This is a genomic window from Streptomyces sp. NBC_01669 (assembly GCF_026339735.1).
Lineage (GTDB): Bacteria > Actinomycetota > Actinomycetes > Streptomycetales > Streptomycetaceae > Streptomyces > Streptomyces yanii.
On record NZ_JAPEQG010000001.1, the window covers coordinates 3,123,564 to 3,146,362 of the forward strand.

Consider the following 22,799-nt stretch of genomic DNA (forward strand, 5'->3'; position numbering starts at 1 on the left):
GGAAAACAGCTCCCTGGAACCGGTACTGCTGTGAGAAGAGAAAAGGTGGGTGGCCGGAGACCCTCGGGGGCTCCGGCCACCCGAGCGGGTGCTAGTAGCACTCCTTGGTGCCGCTGTGCAGCCGCAGGCTCAGGTTGCTGAGCTTGAAGGTGCCGGCAGTGGTCGCCCACGCCTTCTGCTTCACGTCAGTCAGCACGGCCGTCCTGGCGCGCTGCGCGAAGCCATTCGGGTTGACGGCCTTCTCGGTGCCGGACTGAATGCCGGGCTTGCCGACGGAGCCGGCGGCCACACCGATGTCGATGTTCTCGAAGTACGCGTCGGCGTCGAGCTCGGCGACGTCCAGGTACAGGTTGGTCGCCTTGACCGGCTTCTTCGGGTCCGTACCCGCGTTCAGCTGCAGCGTGACAGTGCCGAGGCCGAACGGAAGGTTCGGAGTGACCACCGACTGGCACATGTTGGTGATCGTGGCGTCACTGAAGCCGGACACGGCCACGGCGTGCGCCCCGTCCTTGGCCCCGGGGTCGGTGCCGGTGGCCACGCTGCCGTACTGGACGAAGTCGTGGCCGACGAGCTTGTCCGCGTGCACCTTGAAGCTCTGGCCGGACACGCTGAACGACGCCGCGAGGGCGCCCTGGGCGAGGCCGACGCCCACCGCGGCGGTCGCGACGACGCTCGGCACCATGACCAGAGCGAAGCGCTTCCATCTGGTGCCGCCACGAACCTGGGAACTCATAAATTTTCCTCCTTCTCGGACGTACATCTCCGGTCCGGGCCGGGGGCCCGTCCTGGGATGGGAGAAGTGCTACGTCCTCGGAAAGGAGAGCGCCGGAACCGGAGGCGTGAACCGCGTCCGAATCACTGGCGATCACCCCCGAGCGACAACCACTGGCCACGCGTTCGCGCAACCTGTTCGGACAGGCCCTGCCGGACGGCAGGAACCCCCCTGTCCGCGGTCGGCGCCACTGCCGCCGACCCACTCGGTGGGGACCCAAATCGGGCGCCGCGCCGACTGGCGGTCGGGCTGGCGTCATTGGACCGAGCGTGGCCGATCGTGGTGCATTAGCGCCCGCGACACAAGGGGGTTCGTTACTCGCTAGTAACGGCCCGATAACCAAGGCACGACAGGGCGGCGCCACCCGGCCACACAGGGTGGCACCCCCCGCAAGGAGGAAAGGGAGAATTGGGGTTCTTAAGCGGACAGAACCGCACGCACGATTTACTGGCAGTAACAGCCCGTGCTTTTATCAAGATTTGGTAAAGCGAGGGCGACTGTTGTCGCCGGATCGCGAAAACGACCGTGACGCCCACGGGACGCCACGGCCTTGTTGTCACATCAGAACAAGACGCGCGCCAGCGCCGTGCGGGCCGCGACGACACGTGGATCGTCGGGGCCGATCACGTCGAACAGCTCCAGCAGCCGCAGCCGCGCCACGTCCCGGCCCTCACCGAAATTCCGGCGCACGGTCTCGACGAGGCGCCCGAAGGCATCCTCGACATGACCGCCGACCAGGTCCAGATCGGCGGCGGCGATCTGCGCCGCCACATCGGCCGGCTTCTCGGCGGCGTCGTTGCGGACCTGCTGCGGGTCCATGTCCTGCACCCGGCCGAGCAGTTCGGCCTGGGCGAGGCCGAGCTTGGCCTCGGTGTTGGTCGGGTCGTCGGCGAGCACGTTCTTGTACGCCTGGACGGCGCCGCCGAAGTCATTGGCGTCCAGCGCCCGTACGGCCGCTTCGAGCAGTGCGTCGTACGGTCCCGCGGGCACCTCGGCCGGAGCCTGCCCGGCGTCCTCCTGGTCGACCGCGATCCCGGTGAGCCCGAACCGCTCCTCGCCGACCTGGATCAGCTGGTCCAGCGTCTGCCGGATCTGGGTCTCGGGGGCCGCGCCCTGGAAGAGCGGGAGGGCCTGCCCGGCAACGACGGCGAAGACCGCCGGGATGCCCTGGATGCCGAACTGCTGCATCAGCATCTGGTTGGCGTCGACATCGACCTTGGCCAGCACGAAGCGGCCGTTGTACTCGTGGGCCAGGCGCTCCAGGAGCGGGCCCAGCTGCTTGCACGGCTCGCACCACTCGGCCCAGAAGTCGATGACGACGGGAACCTCGACGGAGCGCTGGAGGACATCGCGCTCGAAGCCCGCCTCATCGACATCGATCACCAGAGAGGACGGGTGGACGGCACCGCCGCCACCCTGCCGGGCGGCCTCGGCACGGGCCTGCTCCGCCTTCACCTTGGCCTCGCCGGCCGCCTTCACCGCGGCGAGGTCGACGACGCCGCTCATGGACATGTTCCTAGGCTGCATACGTACATCCTCCCCCCTCGGCACGCTGTTCCGGAAAGCGATCCGGGAACCGCATCCGTCCGTGGTACCCGCCGGCGTGCGGGACGCGCGGACCTCCACGGTCCAATGACCCTCGAAGGGCCTGTTTTCGGTGCCGGGTCCCCACCCGGCGCATGTGGCTGTCGTTCGCTCGTGGCGTGACAACGGCCTGGCCGTCGTCCTTACGCTACGACCCGTAGCGTAACTGTCCCGACCCCCTCGCACACAGGAGTGTCCGGTGATCTGTCTCACGGCGAACGCGACCGGCCGGTCCTCCTTACCGGCGGGTATGGTCACGGCATGCTGAGCCACGGCCACCCCAAACCCCCACGAACGGGACGACCGCGCAGCGCTGCGGCCGATGAGGCGATCCTGGAGGCCTGCCGCGCGTCCCTGGTCGACCTCGGCTGGTCGAAGCTGACGATGGGCGATGTGGCGACGCGCGCCGGGGTCGCCAAGACGACGCTCTACCGGCGCTGGGCGGGCAAGAACGAACTGGTCGTGGACGCCGTCGCGGTCCTCTTCGACGAACTGGAACTGCCGGACCTGGGCAGCCTGTCGGCCGATGTGCAGGGCGTGGTACTGCAGTTCGCGGCGCTGCTGGACCGCCCGGAGACCAGGACGGCGCTGATGGCCGTGGTCGCCGAGTCGACCCGCGACGACGCGCTGCGGGCCCGGATCCGCGATTCGATCGTGGACCGGCAGAAGCGGCTCGTTCTGCTGGGACGGCAACGGGCGCAGCAGCGCGGCGAGCTGCCCGTCGAACCGGACGAGGCGTCGGCGGCCTCGACCGCCGACCTGATCTTCGATGTGATCGCCGGTGCGGTCGTGCACCGGACGCTGGTGAGCGCCGAGCCCGTCGACGAGGACTGGGCCCGGCGCTTCACCGTTCTGCTGCTTGCGGGGCTGGGCGCGGCAGCCGCCACGTAGCGGGCGGCCCCGGAGGCCCTCAGAAGCCGGGCGGCTCGGTGTACGTGCCCCACTCGTCCCGCAGGACCCCGCAGATCTCACCGAGCGTCGCCTCGGCCCTGACGGCGTCCAGCATCGGTCCGATCATGTTCGATCCGTCGCGGGCGGCGGCCAGCATCGCGTCCAGCGAGGCGCGGACCCGGGCGTCGTCGCGGGCGGCCTTACGGACGGCGAGCTCGCGGACCTGCTCGCGCTCGACCTCGTGGCTGACCCGCAGGATCTCCAGATCGCCGGTGACCGAGCCGTGGTGGACGTTGACGCCGACGACGCGCTTGTCGCCCTTCTCCAGCGACTGCTGGTACCGGAACGCGGATTCGGCGATCTCGCCGGTGAACCAGCCGTCCTCGATGCCGCGCAGGATGCCGGAGGTCATGGGCCCGATGGGGTGCTGTCCGTCCGGGTGCGCCCTGGTGCCGCGCTCCTTGATCCGGTCGAAGATCTTCTCGGCGTCGGCCTCGATCCGGTCGGTCAGCTGCTCGACGTACCACGAACCGCCCAGCGGGTCGGCGACGTTGGCGATGCCGGTCTCCTCCATCAGCACCTGCTGGGTGCGCAGGGCGATCTCCGCCGCCTGCTCGGACGGGAGCGCGAGGGTCTCGTCGAGGGCGTTGGTGTGCAGCGAGTTGGTGCCGCCGAGGACGGCGGAGAGCGCCTCGACCGCGGTCCGCACGACGTTGTTGTACGGCTGCTGGGCGGTCAGGGAGACCCCGGCGGTCTGGGTGTGGAAGCGGAGCCACTGCGCCTTGTCGGTCTTCGCCCCGTACACCTCCTTCATCCAGCGGGCCCAGATCCGGCGGGCGGCGCGGAACTTGGCGATCTCCTCGAAGAAGTCGAGGTGCGCGTCGAAGAAGAAGGAGAGACCGGGGGCGAAGGTGTCGACGTCGAGCCCCCGGGAGAGGCCGAGTTCCACGTAGCCGAAGCCGTCGGCGAGGGTGTAGGCGAGCTCCTGCGCGGCCGTCGCCCCGGCCTCGCGGATGTGGTAGCCGGAGACCGAGAGCGGCTTGTACGCGGGGATGTCGCGCGCGCAGTGCTCCATGAGGTCGCCGATGAGGCGCAGATGGGGCTCGGGCTGGAAGAGCCACTCCTTCTGTGCGATGTACTCCTTGAAGATGTCGGTCTGGAGCGTGCCGTTGAGCACCCCCGGGTCGACGCCCTGGCGCTCGGCGGCGACCAGGTACATGCAGAAGACGGGGACGGCCGGTCCGCTGATCGTCATGGATGTCGTGACGTCGCCGAGCGGGATGTCCTTGAAGAGGACCTCCATGTCGGCGGCGGAGTCGATGGCGACACCGCAGTGCCCGACCTCGCCGAGCGAGCGCGGCTCGTCGGAGTCGCGGCCCATCAGCGTCGGCATGTCGAAGGCGACACTGAGCCCGCCGCCGCCCGCGGCGAGGATCATCTTGTACCGCTCATTGGTCTGCTCGGCGTTGCCGAAGCCGGCGAACTGGCGGATGGTCCAGGTGCGGCCGCGGTAGCCGGTCGGGTAGAGACCCCGGGTGAAGGGGTACTCACCGGGCCAGCCGATCCGCTCGAACCCCTCGTACGTGTCCCCGGGGCGGGGCCCGTACGCGGGCTCCACCGGGTCCCCGGAGAGGGTGGTGAAGTCCGCGTCACGCTTGCGGGCCTTGTCGTAACGGGCCTGCCAGCGTCGGCGGCCTTCCTCGATCGCGTCAGCGTCCATGCACCCCAATTTACTAGGACGTCCTAGTAAATGTCGATGACAAACCGCCCGGTGCTTTGCACGGGGCGGTTCGGGTCAGACTTTGGCTGTCACCGGGGAGCCGTCCGCGATCAGCGGCTCGACCTCCTGGACGACCTTGCGCTCGACGAAGAACGCGGCCGTCGGGATCGTGCCGGAGATCAGCACCCAGAGGAGCTTTCCGAGCGGCCACTTCGCCTTGGAGCCCAGGTCGAAGGCGAAGATCAGATAGATGATGTACAGCACACCGTGGATCTGGGAGACGACGAGCGTCAGCCCCGCACCGGTGTCGAAGCCGTACTTGAAGACCATGCAGGTGCAGAGCACCAGCAACATGACGGCGGTGACGTAGGCCATCACCCGGTACCGGGTCAGCACGCTGCGTTTCATGACGTCGAGCGTAACCGGGCACCGGGGGCGATCTTGCAGCGGGCCGGGTCGCGCGCGGCTCTACTTCTCCTCGAAGTCCTTGGCCGCGATCCGCAATGGGCGCAACAGTGCGAAGATCTCCGCGCACTCCTCGGCGTCGTACACCCCGAGCCCGAACTCCATGTCCACCAGGTCCCGGGTGGCCTCCTCGACGACCTCGCGGCCCTTGTCGGTGATCGAGGCGAGGGTGCCGCGGCCGTCGTTCGGATTGGGGCGCTTGTCGACCAGACCGGACCTGACCAGCCGGTCCACGGTGTTCGTGACGGAGGTGGGGTGGACCATCAGCCGCTCGCCGATCTTGGACATCGGCAGCTCACCCTCCTTGGAGAAGGTGAGCAGCACCAGCGCCTCGTACCGCGCGAAAGTCAGCCCGTACGGTTTGACGACCGCGTCGACCTCGGCGAGCAGGATCTGCTGCGCACGCATGATCGAGGTGATCGCCCCCATCGAGGGGACAGGACCCCAGCGCTGCTGCCAGAGTTCGTCGGCGCGGGCGATGGGGTCGAACGGGAGACTGAGCGGCTTCGGCACGGCATCGACCTTACCCACTGGTCATATGCCGGTCAGCCCCGTCTCGAACTTCGGTCCGAGGACCGCACACAGGTTCCGTGCTCCTGACCTCGCGGACGAGGACGAGCGTGCACACCGTACCGATCACAGCGGCCCCGGAGACCACCTGATGCACGGGGACGAATTCGGCGGCGAGCCCGGCGAGTGCCATGCCGATGCCCTGGACCGTCATCAGCCCGGCGGTGAGCAGGGTCATGGCCCGGCCCCGCAGTTCCTCCGGGACGGCGTCGACGAACCACTGGTCGAGGCCGATGACGTACGCCGCCCCCACCCCGGCCAGCACGAGCGCGACGACGCTCAGAACCATGCCGGGACGGAACCCGTACAGCACGAGGGGCAGCAGCCCGGCGGCGGCGACCGGCAGCACGATCCTGGAGCGCAGGCGCGGGGCGAGCACGGCGCCTGCGTACAGCTCGGCACCGATGTGACCGACCGGCATCGCGCACATGAGGAGTCCGAGCGCGGCCGGGCCGACACCGATCTCGTCCGCGTACGGTGCGGCGAGCGCCTCCGGTGCCACGACGAACATCGCCGGCAGCCAGAAGAGCAGCATCAGCGCGCGGATCCTGCGGTCGGCGAGGACGGTACGGGCTCCGGCGAGCGAGTCCTTGAGCAGGGCGCCGCCTCCGTCACGGCCGCTCCGGGCGGGCCGGTTGCGGGTGCCGAAGCGGAGCAGCGCCGCCGAGCAGAGGAAGGTCCCGACGGTGATCGTGATCGCCCCGCGCGCGGAGACCGCGGCGAGCAGCACACCGCCCACCCCGAAGCCGATCAGCAGTGCGCTCTGCGAGACGATCCGCAGCAGGGAGCGGCCCAGTACATAGAGGTCGCCCTCGCCGAGGATGTCGGTGAGCGCGGCCATACGCGTCCCCGTGAAGACGGGCGACACGGAGGCGACGAGACAGCGCAGCGCGAGGAGCCCGCCGACGGGGGTGCCGGGCAGCACCATGACGGCGACACAGCCCGCGCAGATCAGATCGCAGGCGACCAGGACCCGGCGGGCGGGGTAGCGGTCGGCGACCCCGGCGAAGAGCGTGCCGCCGACGAGGTACGGGAGGAAGCCGAGCGCGAAGGTGAGGGCGCTGAGCAGGGGCGAGCCGGTGAGGTCGTAGACGAGGACGGTGAGGGCGAGCTCGCTGACGACGACGCCGAGGAGGGAGAGCAGGTGTGCGGCGAAGACGGCACGGAACTCCCGTACGGCGAAGACGGCGCGGTAGCCGCGGGGTGTGCCGGGGTCCGGGACGGAAGCCGGGGCCCGGAGCGCGGGCGACGTGTTCGGGTCAATGGGGTCGGCGCGCTCCGGGGACGGGGCCGGGGACGGCGCCGCTCCCGTGGGGTCGACCTTCGCTGTGCGGCATGCGGCTGACGGTGCCTGGGGTGATGGGCCCGTCGGGCCGCTCGGGGGGTCCACCGCATCGCGGGGGCCGCCCGCCGGGGCGGGGCTGTTGCTCGGCATGTACGCAGCGTGGAGGAGCGTGCCCCGCATTCCATAAACTTTCGGCTGACACCGAATCTTCGCGAGGTGCGCCGATGCCGTTCCATCTGCATTTCGACGAGAGCGATCTGCTGCGCTGCAGGTTCGCCCTCTCCCCGCTCTGGGAGACGCAACAGGCGGTACGCACCCTTCTGCGCCCCGGGAACCACGGCTACCACGAGCCGTGGCTGCGGCGCATCCGGAGCGCCGCAGCCGGGCTCGATCTCGGGCCGCTCTGGTCGCTGATGCCGGAGAGCGGACACAATCCGGACTTTCTTTCCCCGCCGCCGCTCGGACCCCATGCCTCGTTCGAGGAGGAGATCGCCGGGGTACGCGCCATCGCCCCGGAGCTCGTCCGTGAGGATCTGGCGCTGACACTCGCGTGTGTGCCCGGGGCGCTGGACTCCCCCGCCGGGCGGGCCATGCTCGACGACCCCTCCCGCGCGCAGCGGGAGCTGTCCGCGCTTCTGGAACGGGCGTGGCGGGTCCTGGTCGAGCCGGACTGGCCGCGGCTGCGCGCACTGCTGGAGGCGGACATCGCGTACCACTCGCGTCGGCTCGCCGCGGTCGGCTTCGCACGGCTGCTCGGCGAGTTGAGTCCCCAGCTGAGCTGGGCGGACTCGACGCTCACGCTCGTCGGGATGCGGGGCCGGCACTCCCGGGTGCTCGGTGGGCAGGGTCTCGTCCTGATGCCGAGCGTCTTCGCCTGGCCGGATGTGGTCAGCGGGTACGAGCCGCCCTACCAGCCCGCGGTGATCTATCCGGCGCGCGGGATCGGTGGCCTGTGGACGGAACCCGCCGACCGTACGCCGCAGACGCTCGCACGGCTGCTCGGGCGGGCGCGGGCCGATCTCCTGTGCATGCTCGACGAACCGGCGGGAACGAGCGCCCTCGCCCACCGGCTCGGCCTCGCGCCGTCCTCCGTGTCGGAACATCTGTCGGTGCTGCGGGCGGCGGGGCTGCTGACCTCGCGGCGGTACGGGCACCAGGTGCTGTACGAGCGGACGCCGCTCGGGATCGCGCTGGCGGTGGAGCCCGGAACGGGAACGCACCCCGGGTGACGGAGACCCCCCTCGCCGTGCGGCGAGGGGGGTCTTCGGGTGGTGCGGAGGGATGTCAGCCGGCGAGGTACCGCTCGACCGTCTCGACCTTGGAGGTCAGACCGTCGGTCACACCGGGCCGGATATCGGCCTTCAGCACGAGGGAGACGCGTCCGGCACGGGCCTCGACGGCCGCGACGGCGCGCTTGACGACGTCCATGACCTCGTCCCACTCACCCTCGATGGAGGTGAACATGGCGTCCGTGCGGTTGGGCAGCCCCGACTCGCGGACGACCCGGACGGCGTCGGCGACGTACTCGCCGACGTCCTCGCCGACCCCCAGCGGGCTGACGGAGAAGGCGACGATCATGCGCTGACCACGCCTTCCCGGCGGGCGCGGGCGGCGATGACCCCGTCGGCCTCGTAGCGCTTGAGGATCTTGTCGCCGTACAGCCCGCCGAACGGCAGCAGCGCCAGGAGGAAGAAGAACGCGACACGCTTGAACGGCCACTTGGTCTTGGACCAGACGTCCAGCAGCAGAACGGCGTAGATCACGAAGAGCACGCCGTGCAGGATGCCGAGCGGCATCATCAGGAAGTCGATGTCCGAGACGCGGCTGAGGATCGAGCCGAAAATGATCAGAGCCGGGAAGGAGAGCGCCTCGGGAATCGAGATGAGGCGCAGCCGGTGCAGGGCGGTAGCGGTCTTGATGTCCACGAGGGCACCTTCGGTGGGAGGGTCGTCACAGCTTGTGAATACAGGCACAAGCGTGTCCCATTGTGGCATCGGCACCCACCGGGCCCGGGGGCGGGGGCCCGTTGACACTCCGGGGAACGTATCGGCGCATATCAGGGTGGACTCAGGGTCCGGATAGGCCCACAGACCCTGTCGGGCCCAGGCCCCCTGCCGTTACCGTCACTGGGTGGCAATGTTCCGACTCCAAGGCAGCAAGACGCTCGCCGTCGATCTGACCGGCGACGCCGTCAAGGCGAAGAACGGCTCGATGGTGGCGTACGACGGCCGGATGGCGTTCAAGAAGATGTCCGGCGGCGGTGAGGGCATCCGCGGCATGGTGACCCGTCGGCTGACCGGCGAGCAGATGACAGTGATGGAGGTGAGCGGGCAGGGCACCTGCTACTTCGCGGACCGCGCGAGCGAGATCAACCTCGTCTCGCTGCGCGGCGAGAAGCTCTACGTGGAGGCGAGCAACCTGCTCTGCACCGATGCCGGGCTGCGCACCGGCACCACCTTCACCGGGCTGCGCGGCGGGGCGACCGGCAACGGCCTGTTCACCACCACCGTCGAGGGCACCGGCCAGGCGGCGATCATGTCGGACGGTTCGGCCGTGGTGCTGCGGGTGACCGCCCAGTACCCGTTGTTCGTCGACCCCGGCGCGTACATCGCCCACCAGGGCAATCTGCAGCAACACTTCCAGTCCGGGGTCAACTTCCGGACGCTGATGGGCGAGGGCTCGGGAGAGTCGTTCCAGATCAGATTCGAGGGCGAGGGGCTCGTCTACGTGCAGCCGAGCGAGCGGAACACCATCGGGGGCGATGTCTGATGCCGTTCCGTGAGATCAACTCGAAGATGGTCGAGGCGACGGTGGTCCCCGGCCAGAAGATGTTCAGCCAGCGCGGCGCGATGCTCGCGTACCGCGGCGAGGTGTCGTTCACCCCGAACATCCAGGGCGGCCAGGGCGGCGTGATGTCGATGATCGGCCGCCGGATGGCCAATGAGGCGACGCCACTGATGACCGTCGAAGGCAGCGGCACGGTGATGTTCGGCCACGGCGGCCATCACATCCAGGTCATCAACCTGGCCGGCGACACGCTGTACGTGGAGGCCGACCGGCTGCTCGCCTTCGACGGGACGCTGCAGCAGGGCACGATGTTCATGGGGTCGCAGGGCGGGGTCATGGGCATGGTGCGCGGCCAGGTGACCGGGCAGGGCCTGTTCACCACGACGCTGAAGGGTCATGGCGCGGTCGCGGTGATGGCTCACGGCGGGGTGATCGAGCTGCCCATCACACCGGGCCGCGAGGTGCATGTGGACCCGCAGGCCTATGTCGCCCACCACGGCGACGTACGCAACAAGCTCTCCACCGCGCTCGGCTGGCGCGACATGGTGGGGCGCGGCTCCGGCGAGGCGTTCCAGCTGGAACTGAGCGGCAGCGGCGCGGTGTACGTCCAGGCGTCGGAGGAGAAGCTGTGAGCACGCCCGTGATCTTTGACCCGATGACGTTGCCGTCGGACGACAACGTCAATGCGTACACCTTCTGTGTGGAGCTCAAGGGGAGCCAGTGGTTCCTGCAGAAGGGCAAGATGATCGCCTACTACGGGCGGATCGAGTTCAACGGCATCGGCCACGGACGCTTCGAACGGCTGATCCGGACGAGCTTCCACTCGCCGCTGCACGCGAGCGACTGGGTGGTGGCCGAGGGCAGCGGCAAGATGCTGCTGGCCGACCGGGCCTTCGACGTCAACTCGTACGACCTGGACGACGGGAACCTGACGATCCGGTCCGGCAACCTTCTCGCGTACCAGCCGACGCTGGCACTCAAGCAGTCGATCGTGCCGGGCTTTCTCACGCTGATCGGTACGGGGAAGTTCGTGGCCGCGTCCAACGGGCCGGTGGTCTTCATGGAGCCGCCGCTGCGGGTCGATCCGCAGGCCCTGGTGGGCTGGGCGGACTGCCCCTCGCCCTGCCACCACTACGACCACGGCTACATGACGGGCGTGATGGGCGGTCTCCGGTCGCTGACCGGGATCGGCGGGACCTCGGGCGAGGAGCACCAGTTCGAGTTCGTCGGCGCGGGTACGGTGCTGCTCCAGTCGACCGAGGTCCTGATGGCGGAGCAGCCGACGGGGGCGACGCCGCAGCAGGCAGGGGTCCCGGGTGGCGGTTCGGGTCAACCTGGCGCCACCCCCCGTCTGCCCGGCCAGCTGGGGGACCTCCAGCGTCGCTTCGGTCTGTGAACGGTAGTCTACGGAGTGTGACGTCGAACGCCTGCACCCAGCCCTCGAGCCGGTTCCGGTGCCGTTTTCGGAGCCGGTACCCCGGGCGGGTGCCGGGCGTCACAGCACTCCACTTCGTCCGGCTTTCAACTTCTTAGGTAGAATCCACATATGGAGACCGAGACGGCCACCCAGTGGCTGAGCGACGCGGAGCAGTGCGCCTGGCGCACCCACCTGGACGTCAGCAGGCTGCTGATGCACCAGCTGGAGAAGGACCTCCAGCCGTTCGGCCTGACCAACAACGACTACGAGATCCTGGTGAACCTCTCGGAGTCGGAGGACCAGCGCATGCGGATGAGCGACCTGGCCGCGGCCACGCTGCAGTCCAAGAGCAGGCTCTCGCACCAGATCACCCGCATGGAGACGGCGGGGCTGGTCCGCCGGGAGAACTGCGAATCCGACCGGCGCGGTCTGTTCGCGGTGCTCACGGAGGCGGGCGCGGAGACGATGCAGAAGGTCGCGCCGCACCATGTCGCATCGGTGCGCAAGCACTTCATGGACCTTTTGACGCCGGAGGCACTGGCGAACCTGCATGCGGCGCTGACGCCGGTTGCGGAGCATTTGCGGGGGCGGCGGGGCAAGCCGTAGCACGCCCCGGGCGCGCGTGTGCGAGGCGCGCCGTTGCACGGGGATGCGGCGTTGCACGGGGGCGCGGGCTCTGTCCTCAGTCGCCCGACGCGCTTGATTCCGTTCCGGGCAGGCGCAGTGCGAAGCGGGCGCCGCCCTCTGCGGCTCGGGTCGCTGTCAGGGTGCCTCCGTGCCGGTGGGCCACGTCCCTCGCGATGGGGAGTCCCAGACCCGCGCCGCCCTCGTCCCGGGACCGGGCGTCGTCGAGGCGGACGAAGCGTTCGAAGACGCGCTCGCGTTCCGGTTCCGGGACGCCCGCCCCGTCGTCGGTGACCGCGACGACCACGCTGCCGTGATCCCTGAAGACGGACACGGCCACCGAGCTCTCCGCGTGACGCTCCGCGTTGTCCAGCAGGTTGCCGATCACGCGCGCCAGCTGCCCGCGCGATCCGGTGACTTCGAGGTGCCCCAACTCCGGTACGGACATCGCCACCGGGATCCGGTCGCCGGTGCGCTGCGAGACCTCCTCGTGAACCAGAGCGCCCAGGTCCACCAGGGTGTTCCCCGGCCGCTCCCCCGCGTCCAGCCGGGCCAGCAGCAGCAGATCGGCCGCCAGCGCCTGGAGTCGCACGGTGTCGGCGACCGCGCCGCGCAGGTCCAGCAGCTCCGGATGGGCCGCGCCCACTTCCAGCTGCGTGCGCAGCGAGGCGATCGGGCTGCGCAGCTCGTGCGAGGCGTCCGCGACGAAGCGGCGCTGCCGGCCGACGGAGGCTTCCAGCGCGGTCAGGGTTTCGTTGGTGGTACGGGCCAGCCGGGCGATCTCGTCACGCGAACCGGGTTCCGGCACCCGCCGGGACAGGTCCTCGGACGCCGTGATCGCGGCCATCTCCGCCCGGATGCCCTCGACGGGCCGCAGCGCGCGCCTCGTCACCAGCCAGGTCACCGCGGCGACGACGAGAAGCATGACGGGCAGCCCGATCAGCATCGCCGCGCGCACACTGCCCACCGCCTTCTGTTCGGTGGCGAGCGGGGCGCCCGCGTGGACGGTCAGGGTCACGCCGGTGCTCGTGGTCGCGGAGACGGCGGCGAAGCGGTAGTCGGCCGTGTCGCCGTCGACGGTGGCAGTGCCGTTGGTGAAGTCCGGGTCGTCGGTGGACACCTCGCCGCGGGCGGGGGTGTTCGCGTCGTCGTCGCGGTTGTCGTCGCCGCCGTGGCGGTCGCCGCTTCCGTCGTCGTCGCTGCCGCTGCCGGAACTTCCCGGCGCCGGCGACGCGTTGGGCGTGACCCGGTCGGTGCCGGTCCCGGAGACCGCCTCCAGGTCCTTGGACGCGGCGACCAGCCGCCCGTCCTCGTCGGTCACCTGGACGGGGTGCTCCTCCTCGTCGGGCAGGTCCAGCCGCCCGTACGGCACATCGAGGGCCAGCTGCCCGGCGACCTCCCGGGCCGCCACCTCCGCCTGCAGGCCCGCCTGATCGGTCAGGTTGGCACGCAGCACGAGGAGTACGGCGATCCCCGCACCGATCAGCGCGACGGCGACCACGACCGTGGCGCCGGCCGCGGCCCTGGCCCGTACCGACCTCACAGCGCCTCCAGCCGGTAGCCTGCGCCCCGCACCGTACGGATGGACGCCGCGCCGAGCTTGCGGCGCAGTGCGCTGACGTACACCTCGACGATGTTCGGGTCCCCGTCGTACGCGAAGTCCCAGACGTGTTCCAGGATGTCCGCCTTGCTCACCACCTGGCCCACCCGCAGAGCCAGCTGCTCCAGCACGGCGAACTCCTTGGCCGTGAGCGTGACTTCGTCCTCGCCGAGAAGAACGCGGCGGGCGGCGGTGTCCATCCGCAGCGCGCCGACGGTGATCACGGGCGAGGCGGAACCGCCGCGGCGTCGCAGCAGCGCCCGGATCCGGGCGACCAGCACCACGTACGAGAACGGCTTGGTCAGATAGTCGTCGGCGCCGGTATCGAGCCCCTCCGCCTCGTCGTACTCCCCGTCCTTCGCCGTCAGCATCAGGATCGGCACCTCGTGACCGGCGGCGCGCAGGGCGGCGCAGACCCGGTAGCCGTTCATCCCGGGCAGCATGATGTCGAGGATCACGAGGTCGTACACCCCCTCGCTCGCGCGGTGCAGTCCTTCGAGGCCGTCATGCACGACATCCACGGCGAAGCCCTCGGCGGTGAGTCCCCCGGCCAGGGACATCGCCAGCCGTCTCTCGTCCTCCACGATCAACAGGCGCATACGCACAGAGTCGCAAACCGAACCTGAAGACGGCTTCAGGTGGCTTCAGCCTGCGTTCAGCATCGCCCCCGCAGTGTGGAGGACATCGCACACCGGCCACCCGACAGGGGAGGAACCCACATGAAGCGCAAGATCGTCGTCGCCGCCGTCACCGCGGCCGTGCTCATCGGCGGCGGGACCGCCACGGCCGTCGCCTTCGCGGACGGCCACGGCCGGGACAGCCACGACGACAGCAGTCGCAACGCCACCACACGCGTCGACCATGACGACAGCAGTCGCAACGCCACCATCCGCGTCGGCCTGGACGACGCCGTCGCGGCGGCCGTCAAGGCGGTCCCCGGCACGGTCACCGAGGCCGAGCGGGACGACGAGGACGGCAAGCCCGTCTGGGAGCTCGACGTGTACGGCTCCGACCGGACCTGGCACGACGTGACGGTCGACGCACGCAGCGCGAAGGTGCTCGGCACGCACGCCTCCGACGACAACGACGACGGCCGCAACCGGCACGCCCCCCGCTCGGTGGCGGTCCCGCTCGGCGGGGCGGTGGACGCGGCACTGCGCGCGGTGCCGGGCACGGTCACCTCGATCGAGCTGGACGACACCGTCGGCCGGAGCGGCACGCTGCACTGGGAGGTCGACATCACGGGCAAGGACGGCAACCGTCACGAGCTGAACGTGGACGCGAGGACCGCCGCGGTCACCGCGGACCGCTCGGACGACGGCCGCCACGGGGACGACCACGGCGACGACTGATCGGCTCCCCTCCCGGTCGGCGCCCCCTGTCGCTCAGGGGGCGTATCCCGACAGGACCGTGCCGTCCTCAAAGGTGAGGAACAGGACGTCCCCGACGGCGATCGGGATCGGTACGCTCACGTCCCGGTCGACCGCGGGCCAGTCGGTCCATGATTTGACGTTCTGCGACCCACCGCTGGTCAGGTCGGAGGCGTACACGCCCCGGGGCTCGGCGACGAGCAGCTGCGTACCCGCCACGAACGCGTTGCCGCCCCTGTCGCTCAGGCCCTCGTCAGCCGTCCACAGCCGCTGTCCGTCGGCGAGGCGGTAGGCGTACACGTGATCGTCGTCGGAGACCAGCACGGTGTCGTCACCGGCCAGAGCCAGCGGGTAGGTGGGCGTGATCTCCTCGGCGAGTGTGCGGCGCTGGGCGGGACGGGTCACGTCGTCCATGACGACGACCCCGTCCGCCCCCTGGCAGGCCAGGCGGCGCCCCTTCAACACCGGACCCCGGCAGGGGAAGTCGGCGACTGTGAGCCGCTGTTGCAGCGTCCCCTTCGCCCCGTCGATGACCCGCGTGACGTCGCCCGCCACGACCAGCCGCCCGTCATCGGCGACCAGGGTGAACTGCCGATCGCGGAAGTCCTGGCTCCACAGCTCGTCCCGGCCGCCCGTCAACCGCCGGGCGATCAGCCTCCCCGCACCGCCACTCCTGGCCTGGACGGCGTAGTACAGGGTGTCGCCGTCCTGAACGGCGCCCGTGCCCACCGAGCCGTCCGGCAGCTCCGAGCGCCACAACTCCCGGCCGTCCGTGATCCGGTAGGCGACCAGCGCCCGGCCGACGAAGGCGTACACGGCCCTGGGGGCGAACCCGACGACCGTCGAACCGTCCCCGTCCGCCTGCCCCTTCGGCATCCGCCAGCGCCGACTGCCGTCAGCCGCGTCGAGCGCCGTGACGCCCTGGCTCCCCCCGCACAGCAGCATCGACTCGGCGAGGCTGCACCCGCCCTCGGCCCCGTCGACCGTGGACTTCCACGGCTTCCAGTGTGCGGGCCGGACGGACTGGTCGGCGGCTGCCTCGCCGAAGTCGTTGGTGCGGCCGCCGTCGGCCCCCGGTATCGCCCGCACCTTGCTCTGCGCCACGGCGGGGGGAGCCCCTGCCGTAGGTCCGCCGCCGGCCGAACCACCGCCCGTGCCGCCGTGCTGCGAGGAGGGGCCCGGCCACAGCATGTAACCCAGGGCCAGGCTTGCCACGACCGCGACGGCCGACAGCACCACCGGCACCGTCCTGCGGCGCCGGCCGCGCTCCGGGACCGTGGGGGGCAGCACCGGCACCGGCGGGCGGTCCGGGACCGGGGGCACGACGGTCGTGGACGGGGCCGCGGCGAGGCAGTCCCGGGCCGCCTGCTCGTACCCGGCCAGTTGCTCCCGCACCCCTCCTGTCCAAGGAAAGGACGGGGTCCAAGGAAAGGACGGGGTCCGCGGCTGCCCCTGGAGCAGCAGTCCGGCCAGCTCCCCCGGCGTCGGGCGGTCCTCGGGACGTGCACGCAGGCACTGTTCGATCACTTCGCGCAACTGCAGTGGCACGCCCGACAGTTCGGGCTCCGCCTGCGCGATCCGGAAAATCACCGCCGCCATGTCGGAGTCGTCGAAGGGCCCCCGTCCACTGGCCGCGTAGGCGAGCACCGCCCCCAGACAGAACACGTCCGAGGCGGGCACGAGTGCCCGGGAGCCGTTGACGTGCTCCGGCGAGATGTAGCCGGGACTGCCGACCACGACGCCGGTCCGGGTGAGCTGGGTGGCGTCGAAGGCCTGGGCGATCCCGAAGTCGATCACCTTCGGCCCGTCCGGGCCGAGCAGGACATTGCCGGGCTTGAGGTCGCGGTGGAGGACGCGCACGGCATGCATGTCGGCGAGGGCGCGGGCCAGATCGGCGCCCATGGCCCGGACCACCGGCTCGGGCAGCGGGCCGCCGCGGGTGACGGCCTCGGCAAGTGAGGGCCCGGGGACGTACTCGGTGGCCAGCCAGGGCGGCCGCCCCGACACGTCGCCGCCGACCAGCGTCGCGGTGTACGCGCTGCGTACCGCGCCCGCCGCGTCGATCTCCCGGCGGAACCTGATCCGGAAGCCGTCGTCCAGGTCGAGATCGGCGCGCACCGTCTTCAGCGCCACGAGCCCGCCTTCCGGCGCGCCGCTCTGCCGGGCCAGATACACCTCGCCCATACCGCCCGCGCCGAGCAGCCCGAGCAGCCGGTACGGGCCGATGTGCCGGAGCGGTCCGGCGGGGAGCGGTTCGATCACTGGTGACGCATCCTCATTCCGGGAGCGGCACGGAGAGTGCTGTGCCGTTGTCGAAGAACACATGCACGACCCCACCGGCCGGCACGACATACGGGGGAAGGAGGTCGAGATCGTACGAGTAGCCGGTCGGCGCCAGGTCGTAGGACGGTGGGACGGACGGGCCGGGAGCCCCCTTGAGCGCGGTGCGGCGCAGCTTCCCGGGTGTTCCGTCCTTGTCCAGCTTCACCGAGTAGAGCGTGGACGTGTCCGCCCACACCACCGTGCCCGCATCGATCAGCGGGGTGGAAACCGGGTTGCGGCGCCCGCCGGAGAACGTCTCGGTGACCGGATACCGGCCCAGAGTCCGGCCGTTGTCCAGACTCACCAGCACGATCTCCGGCCGGACGCCCGCCGGGTCCGGCCGGCCCATGTTCGTCCCACCACGACGGAAGGCGATCACCCGTCCGTCGATCGCACCTGCCTTCAGGGACATGACCATCTTCGGGTCCACCGCCTGCCGGCCGGCGTCGGCGAGCGACGGCGTCCTGAGGCGGTGGACGATGAGGCTGTAGGAGTAGTCGTTCCCACTCCGTTCGGAGGTGAAGGTGGAGCAGTAGAGGAAGGAGCCCTGCACGCGGGCGTCCTCGCATTCCCCCGGTCCTGTCCTGTCGGCATCCGCCTGACCGAGCACCTTGCCGTCCTTGGCCCGGAACGCCTTGATGCCGTCGTGGCCCAGCGCGTAGAGCACACCCTTCACCGTGGCGAGCGGCCAGTAGTTGCGTGCTTCGGCCTTCGAAATGTCCTTCGGGGCGAGGGGCGCGGTCCACTTGCGGTCGCCGGTCCTCATGTCGAAGGCAGCCAGTTGAGACCCGTACGAAGTAGTGGTCGTGGAGGCGAAGACGAGCCCGTCGGAGACAATCGGCCTGCTCTCGATGGTGTGTGCTCCGCCCGCGCGCTGCTGCCAGCGGGTTTCACCGGTGGCCGCGTCCACCGCGAGAAGCCGGTCACCGCTCGCCATGAACACCGTGTCCCCGTACACGGTCGGACGGCTGGAGTCGGACGGCATGAAGAACTGTCCGGTGGGACTGACTCCGGCCCCGACCGCCTCCTCCTGGGTGTCGAGGCTCCACAGCTTCCGGCCGTCCACCGCGGCCAGGGCCTGATAGGCACCGGCGGTGTCGCGGCAGACCACGACCGTGCTGTTGGCCGTACAGCCGAAGGGCCCGCTGCTGCCGGTCGAGGACTTCCAGGGCTTCCAGTCCTTCGGGCGGACCTCCCGGCCGTACGGAACAGTTCCGGAACCGTCCGGGCCGCCCTGGTCGTCCACCCCGGCGACCATCACTGCGTTCCGCGCCGGACTGCCGCCCGGGGATGCGGTGTTGTTGTCGCCGTTGCGGTCCCGAAGCGCCAGGAGTCCGCCGGTCGCCGCGCCCCCGATGACGAGCAGGGCCAGGGACACCATCAGGGCGCGGCGGCTGCGCCGGGGTCGTTCCGACCGGGCAAGGCCGGGGCCCTGGGTCTCCACCATGTGCAGACCCGGCGCGAAGTCGGTTTCTTGCGTGGGCAGTTGAGCAACGGGGGTGCGGCTGCCGGCGGCCACCTCGGTCGGCGTGTAGCCGGGCAGCAGCGGTCCGTCGAGGGCGCGGACCCGGGCCAGTTCCCTGCCGTACTCGGCGATGTGCTGCCGCACCGGCTCGGGCCACTGCATCGCTGCGCCCGGGGCGAGCCGCTCGGCGAGTCCGGCAGCGGTGGGGCGGTCGGCGGGGTCGGCGGCCAGGCAGTCGGCGAGTACGGCGCGCAGCGCGTCCGGCACGCCTTCGAGATCGGCCTCGACGTACTTGACCCGGTACAGCACGGCGGCGACCGGCCCGTCGCCGAAGGGATCGCGGCCGGTGGCGGCGAAGCAGAGCACGGAAGCGAGACAGAAGACATCGGAGGCGAAGGTGACGCGCCCGCTGCCCGCCACGTGTTCCGGAGACATGAAGGAGGGGCTGCCGACCATCCGGCCGGTGGTGGTCAGCGGGGTGGCGTTGCCGTTCCGCGCGATCCCGAAGTCGATGACCCGTGGACCGTCCTCGGCAAGCATCACATTGCTGGGCTTCACATCCCGGTGCACGACCCCGGCGGCATGGACGGCCGCGAGCGCGCGGGCGAGCCCGGCGCCGAGCATCCGAACCTCGCCCTCGTCCATCGCACCGGCCCGGCGGATCGCGCCGGACAGGGTCGGCCCGGCCACGTATCCGGTGGCCAGCCAGGGCACTTCGGAGTCTGCGTCCCCGTCGAGCAGCGGGGCGAGGAAGGGGCTGGTGACGGAGCGGGCAACCGCGATCTCGCGGCGGAAACGGTGACGGAAGCCGGGGTCCTGAGCCACATCGCGGCGCACCGTCTTGAGGGCGACGGGATCCCGGCCGTCGCCCGGGTCTCCGAGGAAGACCTCCCCCATGCCGCCCGCGCCGAGCCGGGCCCGTATCGCGTACGGTCCGATCCGTCCGGGCGAGTCCTCACGCAGCGGCCCCAGCATGTGTCGCTTCCCCCCGGTGTGCATGACACGTCCGGTACGTCATCCTGCCATGCGCCGATCACGGCCCGTACGGGGCAGCGATGCGGACGACTCACCCGAAAGGCTGACGAGGGCGAGCGGGCGAGGGGCGGCCCGCACGCCGCCCCTCGCCCGTCGGTACCTGCCTGTCAGGACTCGCCCGTGATCCCCGCCACCAGTTCGTCCGCCGCCGCGTACGGGTCCAGACGGCCCGCCACGATGCGTTCGGCCAGGGCGCCCAGGCGGCGGTCGCCGTGCAGGTCGCCGATGCGTTCGCGGAGTCGGGTGACCGCGATCGTCTCGACCTCGCCGGCCGCGCGCGCCGTGCGGCGCTCGGCCAGGACGCCGTGCTCCTCCATCCACGCCCGGTGCTTCTCCAGGGCCTCGACGACCTCGTCGATGCCCTCGCCCCGGGCTGCGACCGTCTTCACGATCGGCGGCCGCCAGTCGCCGGGGCCGCGGGACTCCCCGAGACCCAGCATGTGGTTGAGCTCGCGCGCGGTGGCGTCCGCGCCGTCCCGGTCGGCCTTGTTGACGACGTACACATCGCCGATCTCCAGGATTCCGGCCTTCGCCGCCTGGATGCCGTCGCCCATGCCGGGCGCGAGGAGCACCACCGAGGTGTCGGCCTGGGAGGCGATCTCCACCTCGGACTGGCCGACGCCGACCGTCTCCACCAGGATCACGTCGCAGCCCGCCGCGTCCAGCACCCGGATCGCCTGCGGCGCCGACCAGGCGAGGCCGCCCAGATGTCCGCGGGTGGCCATGGAGCGGATGTAGACGCCGGGGTCGGAGGCGTGCTCCGACATCCGGACCCGGTCGCCGAGGAGCGCGCCGCCGGAGAACGGCGACGACGGGTCGACGGCGAGGACGCCGACCCGCTTTCCGGCCCGCCGGTACGCCGAGACGAGCGCCGACGTCGAGGTCGACTTGCCGACACCCGGTGAACCGGTGAGGCCGACGACGTACGCGTTCCCGGCCAGTGGCGCGAGGGCCGCCATCACCTCGCGCAGCTGCGGTGACGCCCCCTCCACCAGGGAGATCAGCCGGGCCACGGCCCGCGGCCGGCCTTCACGGGCCTGCTCGACCAGGGTGGGGACGTCCACCATCACCGCTCCGTTCGGTTCGCTCTGTGCGTACGTTACGAGGACTACTTGCCCGGGACGCGGATGATCAGCGCGTCGCCCTGACCGCCGCCACCGCACAGCGCCGCCGCACCCGTGCCGCCGCCGCGCCGCTTCAGCTCCAGCGCCAGGTGCAGCACCACGCGGGCGCCGGACATCCCGATCGGGTGGCCGAGCGCGATGGCACCGCCGTTGACGTTCACCTTTTCCGGGGACACGCCGAGGTCCTTCATCGACTGGACGGCGACGGCCGCGAACGCCTCGTTGATCTCGATGAGGTCGAGGTCCTCGACGCTCAGGCCGTCCTTCTTCAGCGCGTGCTTGATCGCGTTGGACGGCTGCGACTGGAGCGAGTTGTCCGGGCCCGCCACGTTGCCGTGGGCGCCGATCTCGGCGATCCAGTCCAGGCCCAGCTCCTCGGCCTTGGCCTTGCTCATCACGACGACCGCGGCGGCGCCGTCGGAGATCTGCGAGGAGGTGCCCGCGGTGATCGTGCCGTCCTTGGCGAAGGCAGGCCGGAGCTTACCGAGGGACTCGACGGTCGTCTCGGCGCGGATGCCCTCGTCCTTGGAGAAGAGGATCGGGTCGCCCTTGCGCTGCGGGATCTCCACCGGGGTGATCTCGGCCTCGAAGAGACCGTTCTTCTGGGCGGCGGCGGCGCGCTGGTGGGACAGGGCGCCGATCTCGTCCTGGTCGGCGCGGCTCAGACCGAGGCGGGTGTTGTGCTTCTCGGTGGACTCGCCCATCGGGATGTTCTCGTAGGCGTCGGTCAGACCGTCGTACGCCATCGAGTCGAGCATCTCGATCGCGCCGTACTTGTAGCCCTCGCGGGACTTCGGGAGCAGGTGCGGGGCGTTGGTCATGGACTCCTGGCCGCCGGCGACGACGACGTCGAACTCACCCGCACGGATCAGCTGGTCGGCCAGGGCGATCGCGTCGAGACCGGAGAGGCAGACCTTGTTGACGGTGAGCGCGGGAACGTTCATCGGGATACCGGCCTTGACCGCGGCCTGGCGTGCCGGGATCTGCCCCGCCCCGGCCTGGAGCACCTGGCCCATGATCACGTAGTCGACCTGGTCGCCGCCGATACCGGCCCGGTCCAGCGCGGCCTTGATGGCGAAGCCGCCGAGATCGGCTCCGGAGAAGCTCTTCAGGGAGCCGAGAAGTCGGCCCATGGGCGTACGGGCGCCCGCGACGATCACTGAGGTGGTACCGGTCGTTCCAGACATGAGGCACGGCCCCTTGGATTAGATGTGAACGAGGGTTTACTCGAATGTACTGAGCGGTACCCCGCCCGTCATCCTGCAGCGGGTGTGATCGCGCGCACGTTGCGTAACCATCGGTGGAGCGCTCCACTGTTGTCCATGCTGACGCGAATCGACCACATCGGAATCGCCTGTTTCGACCTCGACAGAACTGTCGAGTTCTACCGCTCGACCTATGGATTCGAAGTCTTCCACTCCGAGGTCAACGAGGAGCAGGGCGTACGCGAGGCCATGCTCAAGATCAACGAGACCTCGGACGGCGGTGCCTCGTACCTCCAGCTCCTGGAACCCACCCGCGAGGACTCGGCCGTCGGTAAATGGCTGGCCAAGAACGGCGAAGGGGTCCACCACATCGCCTTCGGCACCGCAGACGTCGACGAGGACGCCGCGGACATCCGTTCCAAGGGAGTCAGGGTGCTGTACGACGAGCCAAGGACCGGGTCGATGGGTTCGCGGATCACCTTCCTGCACCCCAAGGACTGCCACGGCGTTCTCACCGAACTGGTCACGTCCCGGGCGGAGCACTGACCTCCGGATACCCGGCC

At 70.4% G+C, this 22,799-nt stretch carries 22 protein-coding genes; 8 read left to right on the forward strand and 14 right to left on the reverse strand.

Features of this window, described 5'->3' with window-relative positions; all coding sequences use genetic code 11:
- Positions 1-91: 91 nt before the first annotated feature.
- On the reverse strand, positions 92-733 hold the full coding sequence (locus OG972_RS13610; protein ID WP_266981369.1) for a DUF6230 family protein: 642 nt from the start codon (positions 731-733) through the stop codon (positions 92-94).
- A 600-nt stretch (positions 734-1,333) separates the two neighbouring features.
- Positions 1,334-2,299, reverse strand: a complete 966-nt coding sequence (locus tag OG972_RS13615; protein ID WP_266981370.1) for a tetratricopeptide repeat protein — start codon at positions 2,297-2,299, stop codon at positions 1,334-1,336.
- Positions 2,300-2,617: 318 nt separating this feature from the next.
- On the opposite strand from OG972_RS13615, the gene OG972_RS13620 reads away from it, so the two are divergent.
- Positions 2,618-3,247 (forward strand): TetR/AcrR family transcriptional regulator, encoded by a 630-nt coding sequence (locus OG972_RS13620; protein WP_266981371.1) that lies wholly within the window; start codon positions 2,618-2,620, stop codon positions 3,245-3,247.
- Positions 3,248-3,266: 19 nt separating this feature from the next.
- Here OG972_RS13620 and OG972_RS13625 read toward each other — a convergent pair whose 3' ends face one another.
- From OG972_RS13625 to OG972_RS13640, 4 genes are all read right to left on the reverse strand, one after another.
- Positions 3,267-4,967: a methylmalonyl-CoA mutase gene (locus OG972_RS13625; RefSeq protein WP_266981372.1), complete on the reverse strand. Its 1,701-nt coding sequence runs from the start codon at positions 4,965-4,967 to the stop codon at positions 3,267-3,269.
- Between the two features lie 75 nt (positions 4,968-5,042).
- Positions 5,043-5,375: a DUF3817 domain-containing protein gene (locus OG972_RS13630; RefSeq protein ID WP_037689368.1), complete on the reverse strand. Its 333-nt coding sequence runs from the start codon at positions 5,373-5,375 to the stop codon at positions 5,043-5,045.
- 60 nt (positions 5,376-5,435) lie between these two features.
- Positions 5,436-5,945 (reverse strand): MarR family winged helix-turn-helix transcriptional regulator, encoded by a 510-nt coding sequence (locus OG972_RS13635; RefSeq protein WP_266981374.1) that lies wholly within the window; start codon positions 5,943-5,945, stop codon positions 5,436-5,438.
- A gap of 10 nt (positions 5,946-5,955) precedes the next feature.
- Positions 5,956-7,437, reverse strand: coding sequence for an MFS transporter (locus tag OG972_RS13640; protein ID WP_266981376.1), 1,482 nt, complete (start codon positions 7,435-7,437; stop codon positions 5,956-5,958).
- 74 nt (positions 7,438-7,511) lie between these two features.
- Between OG972_RS13640 and OG972_RS13645 the strand changes: the two genes are divergently transcribed.
- Entirely contained in the window at positions 7,512-8,516 is a 1,005-nt protein-coding gene (locus tag OG972_RS13645) for a DUF5937 family protein (RefSeq protein ID WP_266981378.1), read from the forward strand.
- 55 nt (positions 8,517-8,571) lie between these two features.
- Here the strand turns inward: OG972_RS13645 and OG972_RS13650 are convergent, their stop codons facing one another.
- Positions 8,572-8,865: an MTH1187 family thiamine-binding protein gene (locus tag OG972_RS13650; RefSeq protein ID WP_030916057.1), complete on the reverse strand. Its 294-nt coding sequence runs from the start codon at positions 8,863-8,865 to the stop codon at positions 8,572-8,574.
- Positions 8,862-9,212, reverse strand: coding sequence for a DUF3817 domain-containing protein (locus OG972_RS13655; RefSeq protein WP_266981381.1), 351 nt, complete (start codon positions 9,210-9,212; stop codon positions 8,862-8,864). The genes OG972_RS13650 and OG972_RS13655 overlap by 4 nt, the downstream gene beginning before the upstream one ends.
- 211 nt (positions 9,213-9,423) lie before the next feature.
- On the opposite strand from OG972_RS13655, the gene OG972_RS13660 reads away from it, so the two are divergent.
- The 4 genes from OG972_RS13660 (at position 9,424) to OG972_RS13675 (ending at position 12,097) form a co-directional block, all read left to right on the forward strand.
- Positions 9,424-10,056: an AIM24 family protein gene (locus OG972_RS13660; protein ID WP_266990470.1), complete on the forward strand. Its 633-nt coding sequence runs from the start codon at positions 9,424-9,426 to the stop codon at positions 10,054-10,056.
- Positions 10,056-10,706 carry an AIM24 family protein gene (locus OG972_RS13665; protein ID WP_037689354.1) on the forward strand — a complete coding sequence of 217 codons (651 nt, stop codon included), beginning with the start codon at positions 10,056-10,058 and terminating at the stop codon, positions 10,704-10,706. The genes OG972_RS13660 and OG972_RS13665 overlap by 1 nt, the downstream gene beginning before the upstream one ends.
- Complete coding sequence (locus OG972_RS13670) at positions 10,703-11,470, forward strand: AIM24 family protein (protein ID WP_266981384.1); 768 nt, start codon at positions 10,703-10,705, stop codon at positions 11,468-11,470. Before OG972_RS13665 ends, OG972_RS13670 begins: the two co-directional genes overlap by 4 nt.
- A gap of 150 nt (positions 11,471-11,620) precedes the next feature.
- Positions 11,621-12,097 carry a MarR family winged helix-turn-helix transcriptional regulator gene (locus OG972_RS13675; protein WP_266981386.1) on the forward strand — a complete coding sequence of 159 codons (477 nt, stop codon included), beginning with the start codon at positions 11,621-11,623 and terminating at the stop codon, positions 12,095-12,097.
- A 76-nt stretch (positions 12,098-12,173) separates the two neighbouring features.
- Here the strand turns inward: OG972_RS13675 and OG972_RS13680 are convergent, their stop codons facing one another.
- Both OG972_RS13680 and OG972_RS13685 read right to left on the reverse strand, forming a co-directional pair.
- Positions 12,174-13,658: a cell wall metabolism sensor histidine kinase WalK gene (locus OG972_RS13680; protein WP_266981388.1), complete on the reverse strand. Its 1,485-nt coding sequence runs from the start codon at positions 13,656-13,658 to the stop codon at positions 12,174-12,176.
- Positions 13,655-14,314, reverse strand: coding sequence for a response regulator transcription factor (locus OG972_RS13685; RefSeq protein ID WP_266981390.1), 660 nt, complete (start codon positions 14,312-14,314; stop codon positions 13,655-13,657). Before OG972_RS13685 ends, OG972_RS13680 begins: the two co-directional genes overlap by 4 nt.
- A gap of 120 nt (positions 14,315-14,434) precedes the next feature.
- Between OG972_RS13685 and OG972_RS13690 the strand changes: the two genes are divergently transcribed.
- The gene (locus OG972_RS13690) at positions 14,435-15,067 is read left to right on the forward strand and encodes a PepSY domain-containing protein (protein WP_266981392.1); all 633 of its coding nucleotides are present in this window, start codon (positions 14,435-14,437) and stop codon (positions 15,065-15,067) included.
- Positions 15,068-15,100: 33 nt separating this feature from the next.
- Here OG972_RS13690 and OG972_RS13695 read toward each other — a convergent pair whose 3' ends face one another.
- From OG972_RS13695 to OG972_RS13710, 4 genes are all read right to left on the reverse strand, one after another.
- Entirely contained in the window at positions 15,101-17,347 is a 2,247-nt protein-coding gene (locus OG972_RS13695) for a protein kinase (protein ID WP_266981394.1), read from the reverse strand.
- Between the two features lie 13 nt (positions 17,348-17,360).
- Positions 17,361-19,847 (reverse strand): serine/threonine-protein kinase, encoded by a 2,487-nt coding sequence (locus OG972_RS13700; protein ID WP_266981396.1) that lies wholly within the window; start codon positions 19,845-19,847, stop codon positions 17,361-17,363.
- A gap of 167 nt (positions 19,848-20,014) precedes the next feature.
- Entirely contained in the window at positions 20,015-20,974 is a 960-nt protein-coding gene (gene meaB, locus OG972_RS13705; RefSeq protein ID WP_266981398.1) for a methylmalonyl Co-A mutase-associated GTPase MeaB, read from the reverse strand.
- Positions 20,975-21,015: 41 nt separating this feature from the next.
- The gene (locus tag OG972_RS13710) at positions 21,016-22,218 is read right to left on the reverse strand and encodes an acetyl-CoA C-acetyltransferase (RefSeq protein ID WP_266981400.1); all 1,203 of its coding nucleotides are present in this window, start codon (positions 22,216-22,218) and stop codon (positions 21,016-21,018) included.
- 135 nt (positions 22,219-22,353) lie between these two features.
- On the opposite strand from OG972_RS13710, the gene mce reads away from it, so the two are divergent.
- Positions 22,354-22,782 carry a methylmalonyl-CoA epimerase gene (gene mce, locus OG972_RS13715; RefSeq protein WP_266981402.1) on the forward strand — a complete coding sequence of 143 codons (429 nt, stop codon included), beginning with the start codon at positions 22,354-22,356 and terminating at the stop codon, positions 22,780-22,782.
- The last annotated feature ends 17 nt before the right edge of the window (positions 22,783-22,799 follow it).